Source organism: Cryptosporangium sp. NPDC051539, from assembly GCF_044454545.1.
In the GTDB taxonomy this organism is placed as follows: domain Bacteria; phylum Actinomycetota; class Actinomycetes; order Mycobacteriales; family Cryptosporangiaceae; genus Cryptosporangium.
In genome coordinates, this window is the sequence record NZ_JBITDV010000002.1 from 460,625 (window position 1) to 480,158 (window position 19,534).

Annotated in this window: 18 protein-coding genes; 7 read left to right on the top strand and 11 right to left on the bottom strand. The window is 69.2% G+C overall.

The window, feature by feature from the left end:
- Window positions 1–2: 2 nt before the first annotated feature.
- The 7 genes from ACIBZJ_RS08095 to ACIBZJ_RS08125 all read right to left on the bottom strand — a co-directional run bounded on the left by ACIBZJ_RS08095 (window position 3) and on the right by ACIBZJ_RS08125 (window position 7,421).
- A complete protein-coding gene (locus tag ACIBZJ_RS08095) occupies window positions 3–1,571 on the bottom strand; it encodes a dipeptide ABC transporter ATP-binding protein (protein ID WP_395926880.1) in 1,569 nt (522 codons plus the stop codon).
- Window positions 1,568–2,437, bottom strand: coding sequence for an ABC transporter permease (locus ACIBZJ_RS08100; RefSeq protein ID WP_395926882.1), 870 nt, complete (start codon window positions 2,435–2,437; stop codon window positions 1,568–1,570). Before ACIBZJ_RS08100 ends, ACIBZJ_RS08095 begins: the two co-directional genes overlap by 4 nt.
- Window positions 2,434–3,414, bottom strand: a complete 981-nt coding sequence (locus ACIBZJ_RS08105) for an ABC transporter permease (protein ID WP_395926884.1) — start codon at window positions 3,412–3,414, stop codon at window positions 2,434–2,436. The genes ACIBZJ_RS08100 and ACIBZJ_RS08105 overlap by 4 nt, the downstream gene beginning before the upstream one ends.
- 3 nt (window positions 3,415–3,417) lie before the next feature.
- The gene (locus ACIBZJ_RS08110) at window positions 3,418–5,004 is read right to left on the bottom strand and encodes an ABC transporter substrate-binding protein (protein WP_395926886.1); all 1,587 of its coding nucleotides are present in this window, start codon (window positions 5,002–5,004) and stop codon (window positions 3,418–3,420) included.
- Window positions 5,001–6,065 carry an LLM class flavin-dependent oxidoreductase gene (locus tag ACIBZJ_RS08115; protein ID WP_395926888.1) on the bottom strand — a complete coding sequence of 355 codons (1,065 nt, stop codon included), beginning with the start codon at window positions 6,063–6,065 and terminating at the stop codon, window positions 5,001–5,003. Before ACIBZJ_RS08115 ends, ACIBZJ_RS08110 begins: the two co-directional genes overlap by 4 nt.
- A gap of 5 nt (window positions 6,066–6,070) precedes the next feature.
- Window positions 6,071–6,238 (bottom strand): hypothetical protein, encoded by a 168-nt coding sequence (locus ACIBZJ_RS08120; RefSeq protein WP_395926890.1) that lies wholly within the window; start codon window positions 6,236–6,238, stop codon window positions 6,071–6,073.
- Between the two features lie 793 nt (window positions 6,239–7,031).
- Window positions 7,032–7,421, bottom strand: coding sequence for a winged helix-turn-helix transcriptional regulator (locus ACIBZJ_RS08125; protein WP_395926892.1), 390 nt, complete (start codon window positions 7,419–7,421; stop codon window positions 7,032–7,034).
- A gap of 63 nt (window positions 7,422–7,484) precedes the next feature.
- Here ACIBZJ_RS08125 and ACIBZJ_RS08130 point away from each other — a divergent pair, with 63 nt between their 5' ends.
- The 4 genes from ACIBZJ_RS08130 to ACIBZJ_RS08145 are packed head-to-tail and all read left to right on the top strand — an operon-like array spanning window position 7,485 to window position 11,800.
- Window positions 7,485–8,414: an NADP-dependent oxidoreductase gene (locus ACIBZJ_RS08130; RefSeq protein ID WP_395926894.1), complete on the top strand. Its 930-nt coding sequence runs from the start codon at window positions 7,485–7,487 to the stop codon at window positions 8,412–8,414.
- Between the two features lie 52 nt (window positions 8,415–8,466).
- Complete coding sequence (locus ACIBZJ_RS08135) at window positions 8,467–10,104, top strand: class I adenylate-forming enzyme family protein (RefSeq protein ID WP_395926896.1); 1,638 nt, start codon at window positions 8,467–8,469, stop codon at window positions 10,102–10,104.
- Window positions 10,101–10,982, top strand: coding sequence for an amidohydrolase family protein (locus ACIBZJ_RS08140; RefSeq protein WP_395926898.1), 882 nt, complete (start codon window positions 10,101–10,103; stop codon window positions 10,980–10,982). Before ACIBZJ_RS08135 ends, ACIBZJ_RS08140 begins: the two co-directional genes overlap by 4 nt.
- Window positions 10,982–11,800 carry an SDR family oxidoreductase gene (locus tag ACIBZJ_RS08145; RefSeq protein WP_395926900.1) on the top strand — a complete coding sequence of 273 codons (819 nt, stop codon included), beginning with the start codon at window positions 10,982–10,984 and terminating at the stop codon, window positions 11,798–11,800. The genes ACIBZJ_RS08140 and ACIBZJ_RS08145 overlap by 1 nt, the downstream gene beginning before the upstream one ends.
- 259 nt (window positions 11,801–12,059) lie before the next feature.
- Here ACIBZJ_RS08145 and ACIBZJ_RS08150 read toward each other — a convergent pair whose 3' ends face one another.
- From ACIBZJ_RS08150 to ACIBZJ_RS08165, 4 genes are all read right to left on the bottom strand, one after another.
- Entirely contained in the window at window positions 12,060–13,727 is a 1,668-nt protein-coding gene (locus ACIBZJ_RS08150) for a peroxidase family protein (RefSeq protein ID WP_395926902.1), read from the bottom strand.
- Window positions 13,728–13,976: 249 nt separating this feature from the next.
- A complete protein-coding gene (locus tag ACIBZJ_RS08155) occupies window positions 13,977–14,633 on the bottom strand; it encodes a response regulator (protein ID WP_395926904.1) in 657 nt (218 codons plus the stop codon).
- Complete coding sequence (locus ACIBZJ_RS08160; protein WP_395927754.1) at window positions 14,630–16,690, bottom strand: sensor histidine kinase; 2,061 nt, start codon at window positions 16,688–16,690, stop codon at window positions 14,630–14,632. Before ACIBZJ_RS08160 ends, ACIBZJ_RS08155 begins: the two co-directional genes overlap by 4 nt.
- 264 nt (window positions 16,691–16,954) lie before the next feature.
- On the bottom strand, window positions 16,955–17,293 hold the full coding sequence (locus tag ACIBZJ_RS08165) for a hypothetical protein (protein WP_395926906.1): 339 nt from the start codon (window positions 17,291–17,293) through the stop codon (window positions 16,955–16,957).
- A gap of 269 nt (window positions 17,294–17,562) precedes the next feature.
- Between ACIBZJ_RS08165 and ACIBZJ_RS08170 the strand changes: the two genes are divergently transcribed.
- From ACIBZJ_RS08170 to ACIBZJ_RS08180, 3 genes are all read left to right on the top strand, one after another.
- A complete protein-coding gene (locus tag ACIBZJ_RS08170) occupies window positions 17,563–18,033 on the top strand; it encodes a hypothetical protein (protein ID WP_395926908.1) in 471 nt (156 codons plus the stop codon).
- A gap of 86 nt (window positions 18,034–18,119) precedes the next feature.
- Complete coding sequence (locus ACIBZJ_RS08175; protein ID WP_395926911.1) at window positions 18,120–18,653, top strand: YbhB/YbcL family Raf kinase inhibitor-like protein; 534 nt, start codon at window positions 18,120–18,122, stop codon at window positions 18,651–18,653.
- Window positions 18,654–18,826: 173 nt separating this feature from the next.
- The gene (locus ACIBZJ_RS08180) at window positions 18,827–19,432 is read left to right on the top strand and encodes a YdeI family protein (RefSeq protein ID WP_395926913.1); all 606 of its coding nucleotides are present in this window, start codon (window positions 18,827–18,829) and stop codon (window positions 19,430–19,432) included.
- Window positions 19,433–19,534 lie beyond the last annotated feature (102 nt).

The following is a 19,534-nucleotide window of genomic DNA, read 5'->3' on the forward strand; positions in this document are numbered from 1 at the left end:
CTCTACGGTGAGGCCGTGGTGCCGGGGATCGCGGCCAGCAGCGTCCGTGTGTAGGAGTGGGCCGGGTCCGTGAACAGCTCGCCGGTCGGTCCGGTCTCGACGATCCGGCCCTGGTACATCACCGCGACCCGGTGCGCGATCTGCCGGACGACGCCCAGGTCGTGGGAGATGAACAGGTAGGCGACGCCGGTGTCGGCCTGCAGATCGGTGAGCACCTGCAGGACCTGCGCCTGCACCGAGACGTCCAGCGCGGAGACCGGCTCGTCGCAGACGACGAGCTCCGGGGAGAGCGCCAGCGCGCGGGCGATCGCGACGCGTTGCCGCTGCCCGCCGGAGAGCTCGGCCGGACGCCGCCGCAGCGTCGAGGCCGGCAGCCGGACCTGATCGAGCAGCTCCGCCGCCCGGGCCAACCGGCCGGCCCGGTCGCCGACGCCGAACGCACGTAGCGGCTCGCCGATGATCTCGGCGATCGAGAACCGGGGATCGAGCGACGCGTACGGATTCTGGTAGATCAGCTGGGCCCGCCGCCGGAGCGCGCGCAGGTTCCGGCCCCGTGCCCCGGTGACGTCCTCGCCGTCGAACCGGATCGAGCCCGCGCTCGGGTCGATCTGGCGCAGCACCATCCGCGCGGTCGTCGTCTTGCCCGAGCCCGATTCGCCGACCAGCGCGAGCGTCTCGTGCCGGTTGACGACGAAGCTGACGTCGTCCACCGCCCGGACGTCCGCGAAGTCCCTGGTCAGCCCCTCGGCGACGACCAGAGGGTCGTCGCGGACCGGCGCCGGGCTCTCGGCCCGGGACGGGACGCTGGCCAGCAGGTGGCGGGTGTAGGCGTCGGCCGGAGCATCGAGGACCGTCGTGGTCGGACCGGTCTCGACGATCCGGCCCCGGGACATCACCGCGATCCGCTGGGCACGGTCCGCGGCGACGCCGAGGTCGTGGGTCACCAGCAGCACCGCCGTGCCTTGCTCGGCGGTGAGCTGCTGGAGGTGGTCGAGGATCAGCCGCTGCATCGTGACGTCGAGCGCGCTGGTCGGCTCGTCGGCGATCAGCAGCGCGGGCTTGGCGGCGATCGCGATCGCGATGAGCGCGCGCTGACGCATGCCGCCGGACAGCTCGTGCGGATATTGCCGGGCCCGCCGCGCCGGGTCGGGCACGCCGGCCCGGTCGAGCAGTTCGACCGCCTCGATCGCGGCCGTCCGCCGGTCGGCCAGGCCGTGCAGGCGCAGCACCTCGGCGATCTGCTCGCCGATCCGCTTGGTCGGGTTGAGGGAGACGGCCGGGTCCTGCGGGATCAGCCCGATCCGGGCGCCGCGGATCCCGCGCAGCTCCCGCGGGGAGAGCCGGGTGAGGTCCTGTCCGCCGAACGTGACCCGACCCCGCTCGATCCGGGCGTTCGCGCCGAGCAGGCCGATCGCCGCGTGTGCGGTGGTGCTCTTGCCGGAGCCCGATTCGCCGACCAGGGCGACGGTCTCGCCCGGTTCGACGTCCAGATCGACGCCGTCGACGGCGCGGATCTGCCCGGAGCGCGTGCGGTAGGAAATGGCCAGTCCGCGGATCTGGAGGAGACTCATCGGCCGTCCAAGGCACGGGCGATGCGGTTGGTGGCCAGCACGGTCACGGCCACGGTCAGGCCGGGCAGCGTCGAGAGCCACCACGCGTTGGCCAGGTAGTTCCGGCCGCTGGCGACGAGCGTTCCCCACTCCGGTGCCGGTGGCGCGGCGCCGTACCCGAGGAAGCTCAGCGCCGACACCGCGAGGATCGCGATGCCGAACTCCAGCGTCACCAGCACCGCGATCGGGCCGATCGCGTTCGGCAGCACGTGCCGCCAGAGGATCACGTACCAGCGGCTTCCCAGCGAGTACGCGGCCTCGACGTAGGTCGCCTGGCGTACCCGGAGCACCTCCGCGCGCATCACCCGGGCGAACGTCGCGATGCTGGCGACGCCCACCGCGACCGCGACCTTCACGGTGCCGTAGCCGAGCGCGGTGACCAGCGCCAGCGACAGGAACAGCGGGGGGATCGACAGCTGGACGTCGATGATCCGCATCAGCACGTCCTCGACCCAGCGGCCCACGAAACCGGCGAGCAGGCCGATCGTGCCGCCGACCACGAACGCCACCGCCACCGCGATCAGCGTCGCCTTCAGCGAGAGCGCGGCGCCGTGGACGACCCGGGTGTAGAGGTCACGGCCCAATTCGTCGGTGCCGAACCAATGGCCGGCGCCGGGGGCGCTGAACCGGTCGGCGGGCACCCCGGTCAGCGGGTCGCGCGAGGCGAACAACGACGGCCAGAACGCGGCGACGACCACCCACGTCACGATCAGGACCGAGACCACGAGCCCGGGCCGGGCGACGGCGTAGCGGAGGACGTTCCGCCGGGCGGGCGTCGTCTCCTCGACCCGCGCGCTCTCGCGGAGGTCGGACAGCGTCAGGCTCATCGGGCCGCCCCGGTCTGGATCGGCGGTGTGATCCGCGCCCGGCCGGCCAGCACGATCCTCGGATCGAGCAGCGGGTAAATGAGGTCGACGGCTAGGTTGACCAGCACGAACACCAGCGCGCCGAAGACGACGATCGCCTGGACGACCGGGATGTCCTGCACGGTGACGGCCTGGATCGTCACCCGCCCGATCCCGTTGCGGGCGAACACCGATTCGACGACCACCGACCCGGCCACGAGGTTGCCGACCAGCACGCCACCGAGGGTCAGCGTGGGCAGCGCGGCGTTGCGCAGGGCGTGCCGGAAATGGATCCTCAGCCGTCCCGCGCCCTTGGCTCTGGCGGTGTCGATGAATGGTTCGCCGAGCGTCGTCGAAAGGCTCTTGGCCAGAACCTGAGCCAGCAGCGCGGCGGTCGGGACCGCCAGGGTGACGGCCGGGAGCACGAGCCCCCGGACGCCGTCGTTGCCGAACGCGGGGAACGCGTGGACGCGGAACGAGAGCAGCTGGACCAGCATCAGCCCGATCCAGAACGTCGGGACCGAGACTCCCAGCGGCGGGAGCGAGAGCAGGAACTGGCGGACCGGGCGGCGCCGGCTGTAGGTGGCGAGGATCGCCAGGCCGGCGCCGCCGACGATCGCGAGGAGCAGCGCCGCGGCAGTGAGCTGGAGGGTCTGGGGGAGGGCCTCGGCGATCGTGGTGGTGACCGGGCGGCCGGTGGCGACGGAGTTGCCGAAGTCGCCGCGCATCGCCTTGGCCACGTAGTCGAGGTACTGCACGAGCACCGGCTTGTCGAAGCCGTACTCGTGTGTGAGCGCTGCGAGCTGCGCCGGATCGAGGGAGCCCGAGTCCAGCCCACCGGCGGCCATCGCCGACACCGGGTCGCCGGGCAGGAAGTCGAGCACCAGGAACGACACGGTGTAAGCGGCGACCAGCACTAACACTGCCTGGACGAGCCGGCGCAGCACGTAGCGACGCATGCGTCAGCTCTTCCAGGTGTCGTGCAGCTGGATCCGGCTGGAAGCCTCGAAGTCGAGGTTGTGCACGTTCTTGCCCACCCCGAGCTCGGTGGTGAGCTCGACGACCGGCACCGCGTACGCGTTCTCGACGATGAGTTCCTGGGCCTGCTTCACCAGCGCGCCGCGTTTCGCCGGGTCACTGGCCGCGGCCTGACCGGCCAGTGCCTGGTCGAGTGCGCTCGGCGACAGGTGGTAGAAGTTCGCGAGGTGCGTGGAGAAGCTGCTGCGGAGGATGTCCGGGTCGGCGCGGGTGGCATTGCCCCAGAACACGTCGAACTTTCCGGACACCAGCACCTCGGTGAACTGGGCGATCTGGATCTCTTTGAGCGTGATCTCGACGCCGACGGCCTTGAGCTGCTGCTGGAGGAGTTCGAGCGTCGGCTGGTTGGTGGCGGCGTTGGGAGCCCAGGTGACGGCCAGACTCAGGCGGATACCGTTCTTGGTCCGGATGCCGTCGGGCCCCGCTTTCCAGCCGGCCGCGTCGAGCAGCGTCTTCGCCTGGTCCGGGTCGTGCGCGAGCTTCGCGCTGAGGTTCGCGTAGTACGGCGTGGTGTGGGCGAGGATGCTGGTCGCCGGCTTGCTGCCGGTGGGGAAGATCGCGTCGACGATCTGCTGACGGTCGATCGCGGCCAGGACGGCGTGGCGGACGGCGGGGTCCTTCCCGAGGGCACCGGAGTTGTTGAACAGCAGGCCGAACACGAGGCCGGGGTTGGCGCGGGCGTTGAGCACGACGCCGCCGGCCTTCAGCGCGCTCTCGTCGGCCAGTCCGACGCTGCCGATCGCGTCCACCTGGCCGGATTGGAGGCTGCCGGTGCGGACGCCGGCTTCCGGGATGACCCGGAAGACCAGCTTGTCGAGGTAGGCCTCGCCCTTCTTGGTCCAGAGAGACGAGCCCCAGCGGTAGCCCTTGCGCTTGGAGAGCGTGATCGACTGGTTCGCGACGTACTGGTCGAGGACGAACGGGCCGGATCCGACGACGCCGTCGGTGCAGCGCTGGTCGGGTGTCTTCCTGGTGGACGCGATCGACACCAGACCGAGCGAGAACGTGGACGTGGCCTGGAGGAACTGGGCGTTGGGCTGCGCGAACGTCACCTCCACGGTTTTCGGGTCGAGGACTTTCGTGGACGTGAGGCCGCTGAGGTAGCCGATCGCGAGCTGGGCCTTCGGGCCGAGTTTCGGCGCGGCGTCGAAGTTGGCTTTGACCGCGGCGGCGTCGACCGGAGTGCCGTCGCTGAACGTCGTGCCGCTTTTCAGGTGGAACGTGAACGTCTTCGCGTCCGGACTGACGTCCCAGCTCTCGGCCAGCCAGGGGACGATCTTGCCGGTCCGGGGATCCTGATCGGTGAGCGAGTCGACGATCTGGCGCAGCGAGTAGATCGTGTCGTTGCTGCCGACCTGCTGGGGATCGACGCAGCCCTGATCGGAACCGACCGCGAACGTCAGGGTGCCGCCGCTCGTAGGCGTGCCTGATTCCGACGTCCCGCCGGACCCGCTGTCGCAGGCGGCGAGCGCGACGGTCGTGGCGAGGACGACGGCGAGGACTCTCTTCACGCGGCTTCCTTCGGGGAGCCCCAGCCCCACGGGGGGTCGGGGATTTCTTTGCGCAGGACAGGGGCGATGTCGGACTGGAACAGCTCGAGAGATTCGCGGTGCTGGGTGTCGGTGAGACCACCGGCGTCGGCGTGCAGGTGGAGGACCGTGTGGCCGAACGCGTCGTGGTAGCGGTGGACCTTCTCGACGATCTTCTGCGGGCTGCCGATCAGCGCCGAACTCCGCTCGACGAAGTCCTCCAGGGTGGGGAAGACCGGGGTGAGCCCGAGCCTCTTCTGGAACGCGAGCTGGCCCTCGAACGCGGGCCGGTAGGCGTCGATCGCGTCCTGGGAGTTCCTGGCGGCGTAGTAGCCGGCGGTGCCCGCGCCGACGACCGCGCCGGCCGGGTCGTGGCCGTAGTGCTCCCAGCGCTCGCGGTAGTAGCGCACCAGCTCGGCGTAGGGCTCGATCGGGTTGGTGACGTTCGCGGAGAACAGCGGGTCGCCGTAGCGGGCGGCGACGTCCACGGATTCTTTGCTGGTGGCGCTGCCGTGCCAGACCCGGATCGGCTGCTGGTACGGCCGCGGCCAGACCTCGGCCTCGTTCAGTGGTGGCCGGAACTTCGGAGCCGCGGTGACCGTGCCGTGGTGCCAGATCCCGCGGAAGAGGTCGTAGCTCTCGGCGTTGCGATCCCATTGGTCTTCGGGGGTGACCGAGAACAGCTCGCGCTGGGCGGCGCCGTTGCCCTTGCCGATGATGAGCTCCAAGCGGCCGCCGGAGAGGTGGTCGAGCGTGGCGTAGTCCTCGGCGGCCCGCACCGGGTCGAGCAGGCTGAGCGTGGTGACCGCGGTGAACAGGCGGATCTCGCGCGTCAGGGCGGCCACGTGGCTGAGGACGACCGGCGGGGAGGCCGAGATGAACGGGCGCTCGTGGCGCTCGCCCACTCCGAAGCCGTCGAAGCCGAGTTCCTCGGCCAGGAGCGCGTTGTCGATGACCTCGCGGAATCGGTCGTGAGTGGACTTCTGGACGCCGGTGACCGGGTGTGGGGCGTGCACGATCAGCGTGATGGCGAGGAACCGCATGACTCTCAACGCCCCTTCGTGCGGTCGGGGACGCGGTTCGTGAGGCGGCGCGGGGCGAGCGTTTCGTGGTGGGGGGCGCCGGCCGGACCGCAACCGGCCGGTCGGTCGCTGGCCGGTCTGCCACTGGCCAGGATGGCGTCGGTGACCAGATCGAGGGTTGGAGTGATCGTCACGGGCGCTCCTTGGAAGGCGACCGAAGGTGGTTCCTATCCCTATCACACCCATAGGAATAGGTGATGTTCTTGAGTTCTGTTGTGACCAGTGATGCAGATTTTTCCTACATGAAAGGTAGGGATAGTCGCTTCGTCGGGCTGACGGCGAAGCGGTGAGGGCGGTGAGTGGCGCGCCGGCTGCTCGGCCTCGCCGTCCGGGTCGGGTTTCGGCAGGTCCTCTGTGTCACTGGCGTGCTCCCGCCGACGGTGCCCGCGTCGCCGGGGGAGCACGCATTCGTGCGCGGCGCGCTGCCGGGCGTGCGGGCGGCGTGCGGGGTGCCTGGATCGCCTGCGTTCGCCGGGTCCCGGCCCTGCTCATCCGCCGGGTGCGCACGGGCCCTCGGCTTCGCTGACTCCTCGGGGGCGTGAGGCGCTCGCGCTGATGGCCGAGCAGCCCGAAGAGGACGACCGGCGGGCCCTCGCCGTCCTGACCTACCCCCTGGGCTCAGTAAGCGGCGGGCGGTCCGGCCGGATCGGGGCTCCGGCTCGTTTCAGGGAGCCGGACGCATGCGCGCCGGGCTGGAACCACCGGCCAGGACGCGGTGGCCCGGCGCCCCCGGCAGTCCGGCGCCCCCGGCAGTCCAGCGCCCCCGGCAGTCCGGCTACGGGCGGCACGATCCGTTCCGCGCCGCCGCCACCGTTCGCCGGGATCGGCGTGACCGGCGGCGGCGGGCCCGGACGCGCGTAGCGTCCCCGCCCTCGGTAGTGAGCTCTGAGCCGGTACCGACGAGGACCGGAACGGGCCAACGCCGGGCTAGCTGGCCACTCCTGTGGCGTCCTTCGTCCCGGAGTTGGCCTCGAGCGCATCGAGAACGGCATCGCCGTTCGCCCTCGCCCACTCGGTCAGCATGTGGATCGGATCGATCAGCGTCACCCCGAGCGGGGTCAGTTCGTACTCGACGCGCGGTGGCGCCTCGGCGTACGCGTGCCGGCTGACGAGCCCGTACATTTCGAGTCGCCGGAGCGTCTGGGTGAGGACCTTGCGGGAGATGCCGCCGATCAGCTCGATCAGCTCGTGGTGGCGCAACGGTCCTTCGCTGAGGCCGTAGAGCACGATCGCCGACCACTTGTCGGCGATCAGCTCGAAGGCCAGACGCCCCGGGCAGTCGGCGAGAAACAAGTCACCGGGCCCCATACCGCTCATGACGCAACGCTACCGCCGGCTCAGGTACCTGCTGGTTCCTATCGGAAATCTAGCGTCGGATTCATGCGAGTCATTACTCAGCAGGAACTCGGCGGCCCCGAGGTACTGACGGTCGCGGACGCGCCCGCGCCGCGCCCACTGCCGACCGAGGTCCTCGTCCGCGTCCGGGCGATCGGGCTGAACCCGCTGGAGGCGCGGCTACGTGCCGGCGAGTTCCCGCTGCTCGGCAAGCCCCCGTTCGTCCTCGGCTGGGACATCAGCGGCGTCGTCGACGAGGCCCCGCAGACGTGGCGGTTCCGGCCCGGCGACGAGGTGTTCGGCATGCCGCTCTTTCCTCGGGTGGCCGGCGGGTACGCCGAACTCGTGTCCGCTCCGGCGTTGCACCTGGTGCGCAAACCGGCGGGGCTCTCGCACGTCGAGGCTGCGGCGTTGCCGATCGTCGGGCTCACGGCGTGGCAGGGCCTCGTGGACCTGGCCGGTGTCACCGAGGGTGATCGGGTGCTGATCCACGGCGGCGGCGGTGGGGTCGGCCACGTCGCGATCCAGATCGCGAAGGCACTGGGTGCCCACGTGATCACGACCGCCGGCGAGAGCAAGCGGACGTTCGTCGAGGGGCTCGGCGCCGACGAGGTGATCGACTACACGGCGGTCGACTTCGCCGAGGTGGTCCGCGACGTCGACGTGGTGCTCGACACGATCGGCGGCCACACCGTCGAGCGGTCGCTCGGGGTGCTGCGCCCGGGAGGGCATCTGGTGACGGCCGTCGCCGAAGACGATCCGGCGCTCGCGGCCACGTTCGAGGCGGCCGGGATGCGTTTCAGCGGCGTCGCGGTCGACCCGGATCCGGTGGCCCTGCGGGGACTCGTCGATCTCGTCGAGCGGGGCGAGCTCCGGGTTCACGTGCAGGAGACGTTCCCGTTCGAGCGCGTCGCCGACGCGCACCGGCTACTCGACGCCGGTCACCTCCGGGGAAAGCTCGTCCTCACGGTCTGAGGCCCCCGCGACGGGTTTTCGAGAACAGCCATCACCCAACGGAGGGACCCCCATGGCTATCACCCGGGACGACACGCTCCTCACGCCGGAACTGATCGAGAAATACACCGCCGCCGGCTACTGGTCGGACACCACCCTGGCGGACGTCTTCCGGCGTAACGCCCGGACGATTCCGGACCAGGTCGCGTACGTCGACGACCGGTCGGAGATCACGTGGGGCACGCTGTGGCAGATCAGTGGCGAGGTGGCCTCCGGCCTGGCCCGCCGGGGCGTTGCCCGCGGCGACGTCGTCGCGGTCCAGCTCCCGAACCGCCTCGAGTTCGTGCACGTGCTCGCCGCGGTCGTCCGCTTGGGCGCAGTGGTCTGTCAGTTCCCGCCGGACTACCGCGCACGCGAGATCGAGTTCATCCTCCGGTTCTCCGAGGCGCACACGGTAGTGGTGCCGGATCGGTTCCGGTCGTTCGACCACGTCGGAATGATCGACGGCATCCGGGATCGTCTTCCCCGGTTGGTCAACACGGTCGCGGTCACGACGGGGGAGTCGCCGACGTCGCTCGAACGGGACGGGTGGGTCACGCTCGAGGAGGTCCGCCACGACCCTGACCCGGCCGATCCCGAACCCGATCGGCCCAGCGACGCCAACGACGTGATGCGCATTTCGTTCACCTCCGGCACCACCGGAGAGCCCAAGGCGGTGATGCACACCGCGAACACCACGTTGTTCACGATTCAGCACGAGATCGCCGAGCGCGGCATGAACCGGGACGCCACCCTGCTCGTACTGTTACCGGTCGGATTGAACGCCGGTTTCTTCGGGGTCGTCGAGGCGGCACTGGCGGGCGCCCGCGCAGTCCTCATGGAGAAGTTCCACCCGACGGCCGCGCTGGACCTGGTGGAGCGGTACTCGGTGACGACGTTCTGCGCGGCGCCGACCGCGATCATCGCGATCCTGGCCGAGAAGAGCCTCGACGACCGGGATCTCTCCTCCCTGACGGTGGTGGAGTCAGGCGGTTCTTCGACACCGGTGGAAGTGCTGAGGGAGGCGAACGAGCGGCTGGGGTGCCCGGTGGTCGACCTGTACGGCATGCTGGAAACCGGGCTGACCTCGTGCACCTCGCCGGAGGAGCCCTACCGGGAATGGCTCGGCACGGTGGGCAGGCCCTATCCGTGGCTGCAATTGCGGATCCTCGATTCCGACGACGGGGATGCGCCCGTCGGCACCGAGGGCGAGATCGTGAAGACGGGCCCGACGTTGACGGTCGGGTACTACCGCAACCCGGCGAAGAACGACGAGAGCTGGACCCCGGACGGGTGGTTCCGATCCGGGGATCGCGGATTCCTCGACGCGGCCGGAAGGCTGACGATTTCGGGCCGATCCAAAGACATGATCATTCACGGCGGCGCCAACATCTGGCCCCGCGAGCTCGAGGAAGTGCTCTTCAAGAATCCGGACGTCGCGGACGCCGCGGTGATCGGCATCCCTGACGACTACTTCGGCGAGAACGTGTGCGCCTGCGTCGTGCCTCGGCCGGGCGCCGCGCTCACGCTGGAGGGCGTCGTCGACTTCATGAAGAGCGAAGTAGCCAAGTACAAGCTCCCTCAGCGCCTCGAACTCTTCGGGTCCTTTCCTCTGGGACCGACGGGAAAGGTGCTCAAGCGCGAGCTCGCGGAACAGGTGAGGGAACGATGACGACGTCCCGGCTGTTGGACTTCCACTCCCACTGGGGTACCGAGCGGGGCTGGAAGGGAAGTCCGTACGAGACGCCCGAAGCCCGTGCGGCCGTGCGCGACTACTTCAAGTGGGACCTCACGTTCGTCAGCGAAGACGAGCAGGCGGCCCGGTTCCGGCGCGACGACGTCAAGGTGATGCTCGATCTCGGATTCACCTACACGATGGACGTCGGTGCGGTCCGGGAACAGCACGACTACGCGTTCGACTTCGCCCGTCGCCATCCGGACGTGGTGCTCGGCAACTGGATCGGCATCGATCCGACGCGTCCGGGCCACGTCAAAGAATTCGAACGCTGCCTGAGCGACGGAGTGGGCCTGGTCGGGCTGTCGGTCCACCCGTTCTCGCCGGCGGCCGGCCTGCCGGACGGACCGGCCTGGGAGGCGTGCCTGAACCTGTGCGTCGAGGCCAACCGCCCGGTGCTGATGTTCGTGGGCATGACCGCGGCCGGCGCAGGCCTCCGCGGCGGCGGAGGCCTCGTGCTCGAGGACTGCCACCCCCGCTACGTCGACCGCGTCGCGGCCCGGTACCCGGAGCTGAACGTGATCGCGGCCCGGGTGGCCTGGCCGTGGCAGTCCGAGATGATCGCCGTCGCGCTCCACAAGGCCAACGTCTGGATGGAGCTGCACGGGTGGGCTCCCCGCTACTTTCCCGACGAGCTCAAACGCGAGATCGGCAAACGGCTCCGCAAGAAGGTGTTTTTCGGAGCGGACTACCCGATGCTCAGCCACGAGCGGCTCGTGACCGAATGGCGTGAGCAGGGCTACTCGGCAGAGGTACTGGACGGAGTCTTCTCCGGTAACGCCGAATCGTTTCTCGCCTCGATCGGAGTCGACTGATGGATCTGGGCCTGAGCGGCAAAGTGGCGATCGTCGGCGGCGGCAGCGACGGTCTGGGGTTCGCGATCGCCGATCGCCTGCTCGGCGAAGGCGCTTTCGTGACGATCTTCGCCCGGCGTGCGCAGAAGGTCGCCGACGCCGCGGAACGCCTGGGCGCCGAGCACGGCCGGGAGCGAGTCCTCGGACTGGCCGCCGACTGCTCGGACGCCGCCGACCTCGACCGGGTGACCGCGTCGACCGTCGACCGGTTCGGCCCCGCCGTGCACGTGCTGGTCACCAACGACGGGGGACCCCCCATCGGCCGGATCGAGGAGCTCACCGACGAGATCTGGATGCAGGCGCTGGCGCGTCACTTCTTCTACGTGGTGCGCTCCGTCCGCGCCACGCTGCCCCACCTGAGAACCGAAGGCGGCAGCATCCTCAACGTGGTCTCCAGCGTCGTTCAGCGACCGGCCGTCGGTATGGCCGCGTCCACCGCGGTGTGGTCGGCCGTGGTCGGTTACGCGCAGACCCTGGCTCTGGAGGTCGCGAAGCACGACATCACCGTCAACACCCTGATGTCCGGGTTCTTCGACACCCCGCTGCTGGGCAAGGCGCTCGACCGGCAGCCGGAACTGTCGAAGGTGGCCCTGGGAAGCGGGGTCCCGATGGGTCGCATCGGCCGGCCTTCCGAGTTCGCTGACCTGGTCGCCACGCTGGTGTCGCCGAATTCGAGGTTCGTCACCGGACTCGTGGCCCCGATCGACGGCGGGGCCGGCATCGGGATGAGCGGAAGCTTGACCACGCCCTCCAGGTCCAATGGAGGGGGGCCGCAGTGAGGGTGGCTGCCGTGACGGTGGCTGCGGTGACCGTGGTTGCCGTGATCTATCTCAACGGCGCGGTGGCAGCGACGGGAGCTCCGGGGCGCGTTCGGCCGGCGAGGCGCTGTTCGGTCCGGACCGGCTGATCGACGTCGCGGTCAAGGCCGACGGATGATCCGTGTCCCTCTCGCCTCGGGAGTTCCGGCTCTCGACGTTCCTCGTCCGCCATCAGGGCCTCGTTCTCACCCCCCGGCCACTCACTCGTTGACACGGCCCGTCAGCGACGCCAACCGCTGCGGGTCATGGTGATCGGCCGCGAGTTCAAGGCGGCCATCTGTGTCGGACCGGAATTGCGCCGGACCAAGTCGGAGAGCGTGCACGGTCTACTCAACTCGGTCATTCCCAGCCGAGAGAACGTTCGTTCGTTGTAGATCCGGGGAGCGAGCAATGGATTGGTCAGTGCTTGAGAGAATGCGTCCGTACCGACCAGACGGCCTATTAGTGGCGGCAATATTGAGTACGGTCGAAGATCTTCGGCGAAGATCCCGACGAAGTACTCGAGGCGATCCACCGATCCGTAGAGGTCGTATAGTCTCGCTTGGACGGCTGCGTCTCCGGTGATTTGCGCGAACGAGGTCGTACGAGGGAAACCACAGTACTCCCGATAATTGTTGTAGGGCGCGATTTGTACGGCCCTTGCCTGTTCGATGCCGGCCCGCTCGAGGTGCACGAGAGGAGCGGCAGTATTCTGCAGACCGATCCGGCCGGCTCGCTGGCCCGAAGCGTCGAGCAGCACGCCTGCCACGCCATGCTCGATGAGGAGGTCATTGGCGAACGTAGTCCGCTCGATGGGATGCTCCTCGGCGCCGACTCGAAGTGTTGACGGAATCAACGAATGCCAGCGGTAGAGCAGGTTGAATTCAATCGCCATCCAATTTTGCCGGTGCCAGCGGCCGCGGGCGGCGCGGGGATCAAGTCGAAACCGGAAGTGGTAGGGGGTGATGTGGTTGATGTATTCGTCGATGACTATACGGAGCAAAATGACGGTGAGGATGTTGCGCGTCGTCTGAAACAGCCGCTCGTCGTCCCAGCGCGGATATTCCGCCGCGAGCAGCCGGGCGATCCGGTTGTGCTCCCGCAGGAACAGTACGCTGATGGCGGTATAGCCGATCTGGGAGTTCGCCCTGTCGCCGCCGAGGGCGAAGAGCGTGTCGCGTTGCGGGATGGCCAGGTGGTCGAATCCGACTACGGTGAGGCCGCGGAACTCCTCGGCCACTTCTCCCTGGTGGCACAGAAAGGGCGGATACTCTTCACCGTTCAGGCGCTGGGACTTGAGCAGTCCGTCGTCACCGGCACGGAGCAACCGGGTCACCGACTCGGTCAACCCATATACCTGGCACAGGTCGATTTGATGATTGGACGTGTTCTTCCGTGGATCCGGCGGTGCGGTTCGATCGCTGCGCAGGAATCCGTCGGTGAACCACTGGGCGAAGTAGGCGAAAAGTACGGTTGATTTCGGGCACGGTGTAAATTTTTCCCGACCGAACAGTGCGGTCACGCTATCCGAACTCGGCAGGTCGGCCGGAGGTCGTGTCGGCGGGAGATGCCGACCGTCGAACGTACGGTCGGTCAGCGACGGCCACGACGTGTACGCGGCCATGGTGCTCAACGGGTAGGGGCGTGGTGGAACGGCGAGGATCGCTTTGTTGATCAACGCTCGGTTAAGCGTCCTCCGCAGTGGTCGAATGTGCTCGACGCTGTTCCAGAAGGGCGCGCCGTGTGACAGCGCGAAAGCGCGGAGGGTATTGACCCAGCCGTCAGCGGACGTGTCACGGCGGGCCGGATTGATCGTTCCGGGCGCCGGGTCATCTACTGAGACGCTGCTTCGCGGCCGGTTACACGCTGTTGGACCGGCGGCTGTTCCGTCTGAGTGGACCTCAACCATGGGTGCTCCCCGCGTGCATTTTGGACGACCCTGCGGCGACATAAAGTTGCCATTTATCCTATATGTCGCACCCGGCCTGAGTGTGCGGGCGGCGAGTGTGTCGCGCGAGTGCGGCCGGCCTCCCGAGGACCGACGGCTGACGGTCCGTACGGCTCGGCGAAGGCCGCGCTTCTCGTTCTCACCAAGGCCTGGGCGGCCGAGCTCGGCCGGCGCTGGAACTGCGTCGGCAATCAGTGGGAACGATCAGCGTCAGGCGCCGGATTCTGGGCGCCCGAGGCCGGCATCACGGGCCAGCACGATCGCTTGTCCGCGTTCGGCCAGGTGCAGCTTGGTGAGAATGCTGGATACGTTGTTCGCCACGGTTTTGGTCGAAAGAAAGAGCCGCCTGCCGATCTCGCCGTTGGTGAGCCCGGCGGCGACCGCGTCGAGGATCTCGCGTTCCCGGGGCGTCAGCTGCGGAAAGGGGCCGCCGGGCCTCGGCGTCGGGCGGGCGAACCAGGTCTGCAGCCGGCGCGCGAGGGCGGCGCCGAAGACCGCATGGCCGGCGGCGGCCGAACGGATGGCGGTCAGGATGTCGGCGCCGTCGGCCCCCTTGAGCAGGTAACCGACCGCGCCGGCCGAGACCGCGGCGAACACCATGTCGTCGTCCTCGAACATCGTCAGCACCAGTACGGCGGTTTGCGGCCTGGCGGCCAGGATTTGCCGGGTGGCGTCGAGTCCGTGCAGGCCGGGGAGCTGCAGGTCCATGATGACGACGTCGGGCCGCAGGTCGGCCACCGCGCTCACCGCCGCCCGGCCGTCGCTGGCCTCCCCGGCGACCCGGAGATCGTCGGTGGCCGAGAGCACCGCGTGCAGGCCTTGGCGCACCAGCGGGTGATCGTCGACCAGTAAGACGCTGATGCTCACGACACGCTCCTGGGCAAGGGGATCCGGGCGACAACGGATCCGCCGCCGCCCGCGAGAGGACCGGCCTCCAGGTCGCCCCCGAGCTCGGTGACGCGCTCTCGCATCGCCAACAGGCCCACGCCCTGGCGCCACGGACCGGACGAACAGCCGTCGTCGCTGATCGTGATCGCGATCTCGGCGGTCCGGGGCGTATTGAGCCGGACCGAGCATCGTGCCGCGGTGGCATGCCGGACCACGTTCGTGAGCGCCTCCACGGTCACACGGAAGACGGCTACCTCCACCGCCGCCGGCAACTCGGGTAGCGCGTCGGCGTCGATGCTGATTTCGACCGGGGTGCCTTCGCCCAACCGGCGGGCGTGCGCGGTGATCGCCCCGACCAAGCCGAGGTCGTCCAGCGCTTGGGGGCGCAACCCGTAGACGATGCCGCGCAGGTCGGTGATGGCGCGGGCCGAGGCGTCCTTGGCCGTGGTGACCAGCTCGACCGCACGGGGATCGGCGTCAGCGAGCCGGGCGCGGGCGGCGTCGAGGGTGAGGCCGATGCCGGTGAGCAGCGGACCGAGCCCGTCGTGCAGATCCCGCCGCAGTCGCCGCCGTTCCTCCTCGCGCGCGGCGACCAGCCGCTGGCGGGATTCGAGCAGGTCGGCGGTGAGTGCCTCGGCGTGCACGGCCGCGCCGGCCTGGCGGGCCAGATCGGCGAGCACCGTGCGATCGCGCTCGGTGAAACTGATCTCGCCGGCCCGCGGCGCGGCAACGAGCTGGCCGACCGTGTTGCTGCGATAGGTCAGCGGCCAGCGTTCCAGCCGGTCGGGAGCATCCACACCGGATGCGGCCAGCACGACGGCGTCGGCGGCGCGCTCGATCGCGACGTAGGGCAGCCGCAGCGAGTCGGCCGCGGCGGTGACCACCGCCGGTAACACTTCACCCGGCGCTGCCACCGCCTCCAGTCGTCGGCCGAGGTCGGTGAGCACCTGGTAGGGATCGTTGCGGCGGCCGTAGAACAGCTGATCGACCCAGCGCTGGACCCGGCCGAGCGCCGGGGCGAAGGTCAGCGCGATCGCCGCCGCGGCCACCACCAGGCCGACGCGTTCGCCGGCCAGCATGGTGCCGACGGCAGCGATGGCCGCGAACGCCGCGGCGATCACGATGGTGACGAGCACGTAGGCGACCGAGCGGCGAATGATCGTGTCGATCGCCCACAGCCGGTACCGGACGATCGGGATGACCAGGGTCGCCACGAACAGCAGCCCGTCGAGGACGCTCACCAGCGTCGGCAGCAGATTGTTGACTGCGAGCGGGAACAACGCGAGCGCCGCCACGACGCCGTAGGCGCGCCACCGCAACTGATCGCGTTCTGCACCCCGCGCCGTCCAGGCCCGCCGCACCACGCCGAGCCCGGCGACCAGACCCAGCAGGATGACCAGTGGTACGGCGACCTCCAGCATGGTGGCGAACTGCCCGACGGCAGTCCCCGCCGTGAGCGGATTGACCAGCGTGTGCGTTGTGCCGTCGCTTCCGGCCAACTGCGTGGGCTGGTCGCCGAGCGCCCCGCTGAGCAACCCCAGCGCGATCCCGACGCCGATCGCGATCTCCAAGCTTCGCGCCCACGGTGACGTAATTCGGCCTGAAGGAAATCTCAGGTTGACCAGCCCCTGCACGGCCACCGGCAAGAACATGAAGCCCGACAGCAGCAGCCCGGCGGCGGCCAGGACGCTGCTGCCGCCCCGATCGACGAGCAGAACGCCCGCCGACAGCAGGGCCGCCTCGACCGAAACCAGGATCGCGGTCGCACTCAGCAGCCAGCCGAACACCAGATCCGGCCGGCGGAGCACGAGGAAAGCTCCGGTCAGCCCATACGGCACCGCGTAACTGACGGAGGTGAAGATGCCGTCGCGCATCTCACCGGACGGGTGGGCGATCTGTGGGTAGGTCGACACCGCGACGCCCGCGCCGACCAGAGTGAGCACCAACGTGGCGTACGCGAAATACACCGCGAGGTGCCCGGCCGAGCGGGCAACCACGGTCCGGGCAGGGGCGGGAGCAGCGGCGACGATGAGCATCACGATCCGTTCTCGACGTGGCCTTCCGCAAGAGATCGGCGTTCCCGACCGCCCGGGAGATCCTCCCGTCACGGCCGGGAACGGCCAGTCGGTGACGTCTCGGCAGGCTGGTCGAAGCGGCCGACCGGTTGGTCGGAGCGGCCGACCGGTTAGTCGGAGCGGCCGACCGGTTAGTCGGAGTGGCGCACCGGTTGGTCGGGGTGGCGCACCGGTTGGTCGGGGTGGCGCACCGCTATCCGTCAGCCGAGGCGCATGCCGCGGCGTTCAGCCGGCCAGCGCCGTGCGCCGGCGAAAGATCTCCGGGGCGCTCACACCGGTGAGCACCAGGCCGACGGCGCTGATCGCGGTGCCGATCGCGCTGCCCTCCCAACCGGCGACGAGTCCCACGATGCCCAGCACGAGGTTGACGAGGTTGACGCCCGCGGCGGCGCGGGATCCCCAGGCGTTGTTGCGCGCCTGGCCGAACGCGGCCACCAGTCCGGCAACCCCGACGACAGCTCCGAGGATCTTGATCGCGATGCCGGTGTCGCCCGTGACCACGCCGATGTTCATCAACGACATGAGGGTGAGGACGGCCGCCGCGACCCAACGAACAAACTTCATGATTTGCTCCGATCCGCTTGGCCGACGGGGTGTCGGCCGCTCGCCGCAGATCGTTCGCCGCGGCCCGTTCCCGCGACCAGTGAGTGCGATCCCGTCCGCTTCCCTCGCTGACCGGGAAAATCTCCCCCATCTCAGGGACGGGCTGCGCTGACGTGGCGCCGGCGGCGCCGCGCTACCCCGGGGCGGTGGGAAGGTGGTCCTCCAGTTCGAGAGGCGTGGGTTACGCGCCCTGCGGGGGAGGCCTTGTGAACGCGTGGTGGGTGGGGACCGTGTCGACGCTCGCGGGCGCGGTGATGGCCGCGATCTTGCAGGCTTGGCGAGAGCGGGTCGTTCATCGACGTAGTCTGCGCACTCGGTGGGACCAGATGTTGCTGACCGGATTGGTCGACTACTTGGCGACCGCTGACAGGGCGCTGCGCGCCATGCTGCGCTGTCGGTACGAACGGTCGGCCGGGCAGGTCGAGGCAGGTCAAGCGGTGCGCGAAGCGCTTGAGGCCTTCGAATCCCTCCACGAGAAATCGCAGGTCATCTCGGTGCTGGCCGGGGATCGGGACCATCCTGTTCGGCTGGCCGCCCGACTCGTGCGGGAGCCGATGCTTCCGTTACGCGAAGATCTGCTCGCCGAGCCGACTCTGTCGAGCGACGAGGTTCGACAATTGGTGACGCAGCATCGGGAGGGGCGCAATCAGTTGATCCGCGCGGCGCAGACATACCTGGGGGTAACGGACCGGCTCCGGTAGCGCCCAATTCGAAACGCCGGAGATCGTCGGGTTCAACGAACATTCGCTCTCGCCGCGGTCGTCGAGCGTGGTGGTCGAGTGCCAAAATGGAGTCCGTGATCCGTCCGGGTGCGTTGCTGGCCGTCGCGTTGGGGCTGCTCGCCGGCTGTGGCGCCTCGCCTCCCGCCGAACCGACGCCGGTCCCGACCGGCCTGATGGTCGAAACCAGCGCATTCGGCGACGGCGAGACGATCCCGCCGGCGTTCACCTGCAAGGGCGCCGGGTATCGGCCCACGGTGAGCTGGACACGGAGCACAGCTAAGGCGTTCGCCCTGGTCGTGGATGACCCTGATGCGCCCGAGGGCGACTTCTACCATTGGATCGTCCTCGACCTTCCCACCGGCACGACCAGTGTCGGCGCCACCGTGCCCGCCAGCGCGCACCAGGCGAAGAACTCGAGTGGCGCCGTCGGGTGGACCCCGCCGTGCCCGCCGTCCGGCACCCACCACTACCGGTTCACCGTTTACGCCCTGAGTGCCCCCACCGGCCTGGCGGCCGGAGCCTCACCGCAGCAAGCCGTCGATGCGATCCAGGCCAAGGCGACCGAACAGGGCGTCCTCACAGCTCTGGCTTCCCACTGACCGGGGGTGTCCTTGAACGTGTCTCGACCGGCCGGCTCCGTGAGGTCACGGGATGGCCGCGGGCACGGAGATCTGGTGGTTCCTCCAGAAGGAACCCCGGTGGGCGGCTAGCCGTGAACGCCGTACGTCATTCGTCTCCGCCGCGGTCACGTGGTGTCGGTTAGCCTGCCGCCATGGCGAGCGCCGAGCTGGATGAGTTGATCGTCGCGGACGCCGAGGCGCTGCGCGCGTGGTTGTCGATCAACGGCGCCACGTCGCCCGGTGTGTGGTTGGCCCTGACCAAGAAGGGCGGCACGGTCACCACGCTGACCTGGCAGCAGGCGGTCGACGAGGCGCTGTGCTTCGGCTGGATCGACGGGCAGGCCCGGAAACGAGATGTGGAGACCTCGTGGATCCGATTCACCCCTCGGAGACCCCGCAGTTCCTGGTCACAACGCAACGTCGGCCACGTGGCCCGGCTGGAAGCACAGGGACGGATGCTGCCTCCGGGCCGCGCCGCTGTGGACGCCGCCAAATCGGACGGGCGCTGGGCGGCGGCCTACGCACCACCGTCGGAAGCTGAGACGCCAGGCGACCTCCTTGCCGCTATCGAGGCCGTGCCGGCCGCCCGAGCCATGTTCGACGTTCTCACCAGCGCCAACCGGTTCGCCCTCATCACCCGCGTCAACGGCGTCAAACGGGCGCAGACCCGCGAACGAAAGATCAACGAATTCGTCGCCATGCTGGCGCGCTACGAGACGATCTACCCGCAGAAGAGCAAGCCTTCGAACTCGCCATGATCGGCACCCCATCCGGCCATTGGCTACGCATCCGATCTCGGCCAACTCTCGGTGACCCGGACCGCCCGCAGGCTGCCGCGCGCGGCAGAGATCGTGGAGAGG

Excerpts from the sequence above, each read along its gene's own strand:
- ACIBZJ_RS08095 (WP_395926880.1), bottom strand. The coding sequence starts at position 1,571 with ATGAGTCTCCTCCAGATCCGCGGACTGGCCATTTCCTACCGCACGCGC.
- ACIBZJ_RS08100 (WP_395926882.1), bottom strand. The coding sequence starts at position 2,437 with ATGAGCCTGACGCTGTCCGACCTCCGCGAGAGCGCGCGGGTCGAGGAG.
- ACIBZJ_RS08105 (WP_395926884.1), bottom strand. The coding sequence starts at position 3,414 with ATGCGTCGCTACGTGCTGCGCCGGCTCGTCCAGGCAGTGTTAGTGCTG.
- ACIBZJ_RS08115 (WP_395926888.1), bottom strand. The coding sequence starts at position 6,065 with ATGCGGTTCCTCGCCATCACGCTGATCGTGCACGCCCCACACCCGGTC.
- ACIBZJ_RS08125 (WP_395926892.1), bottom strand. The coding sequence starts at position 7,421 with ATGAGCGGTATGGGGCCCGGTGACTTGTTTCTCGCCGACTGCCCGGGG.
- ACIBZJ_RS08130 (WP_395926894.1), top strand. The coding sequence starts at position 7,485 with ATGCGAGTCATTACTCAGCAGGAACTCGGCGGCCCCGAGGTACTGACG.
- ACIBZJ_RS08135 (WP_395926896.1), top strand. The coding sequence starts at position 8,467 with ATGGCTATCACCCGGGACGACACGCTCCTCACGCCGGAACTGATCGAG.
- ACIBZJ_RS08140 (WP_395926898.1), top strand. The coding sequence starts at position 10,101 with ATGACGACGTCCCGGCTGTTGGACTTCCACTCCCACTGGGGTACCGAG.
- ACIBZJ_RS08145 (WP_395926900.1), top strand. The coding sequence starts at position 10,982 with ATGGATCTGGGCCTGAGCGGCAAAGTGGCGATCGTCGGCGGCGGCAGC.
- ACIBZJ_RS08150 (WP_395926902.1), bottom strand. The coding sequence starts at position 13,727 with ATGGTTGAGGTCCACTCAGACGGAACAGCCGCCGGTCCAACAGCGTGT.
- ACIBZJ_RS08160 (WP_395927754.1), bottom strand. The coding sequence starts at position 16,690 with ATGCTCATCGTCGCCGCTGCTCCCGCCCCTGCCCGGACCGTGGTTGCC.
- ACIBZJ_RS08165 (WP_395926906.1), bottom strand. The coding sequence starts at position 17,293 with ATGAAGTTTGTTCGTTGGGTCGCGGCGGCCGTCCTCACCCTCATGTCG.
- ACIBZJ_RS08175 (WP_395926911.1), top strand. The coding sequence starts at position 18,120 with ATGGAGTCCGTGATCCGTCCGGGTGCGTTGCTGGCCGTCGCGTTGGGG.
- ACIBZJ_RS08180 (WP_395926913.1), top strand. The coding sequence starts at position 18,827 with ATGGCGAGCGCCGAGCTGGATGAGTTGATCGTCGCGGACGCCGAGGCG.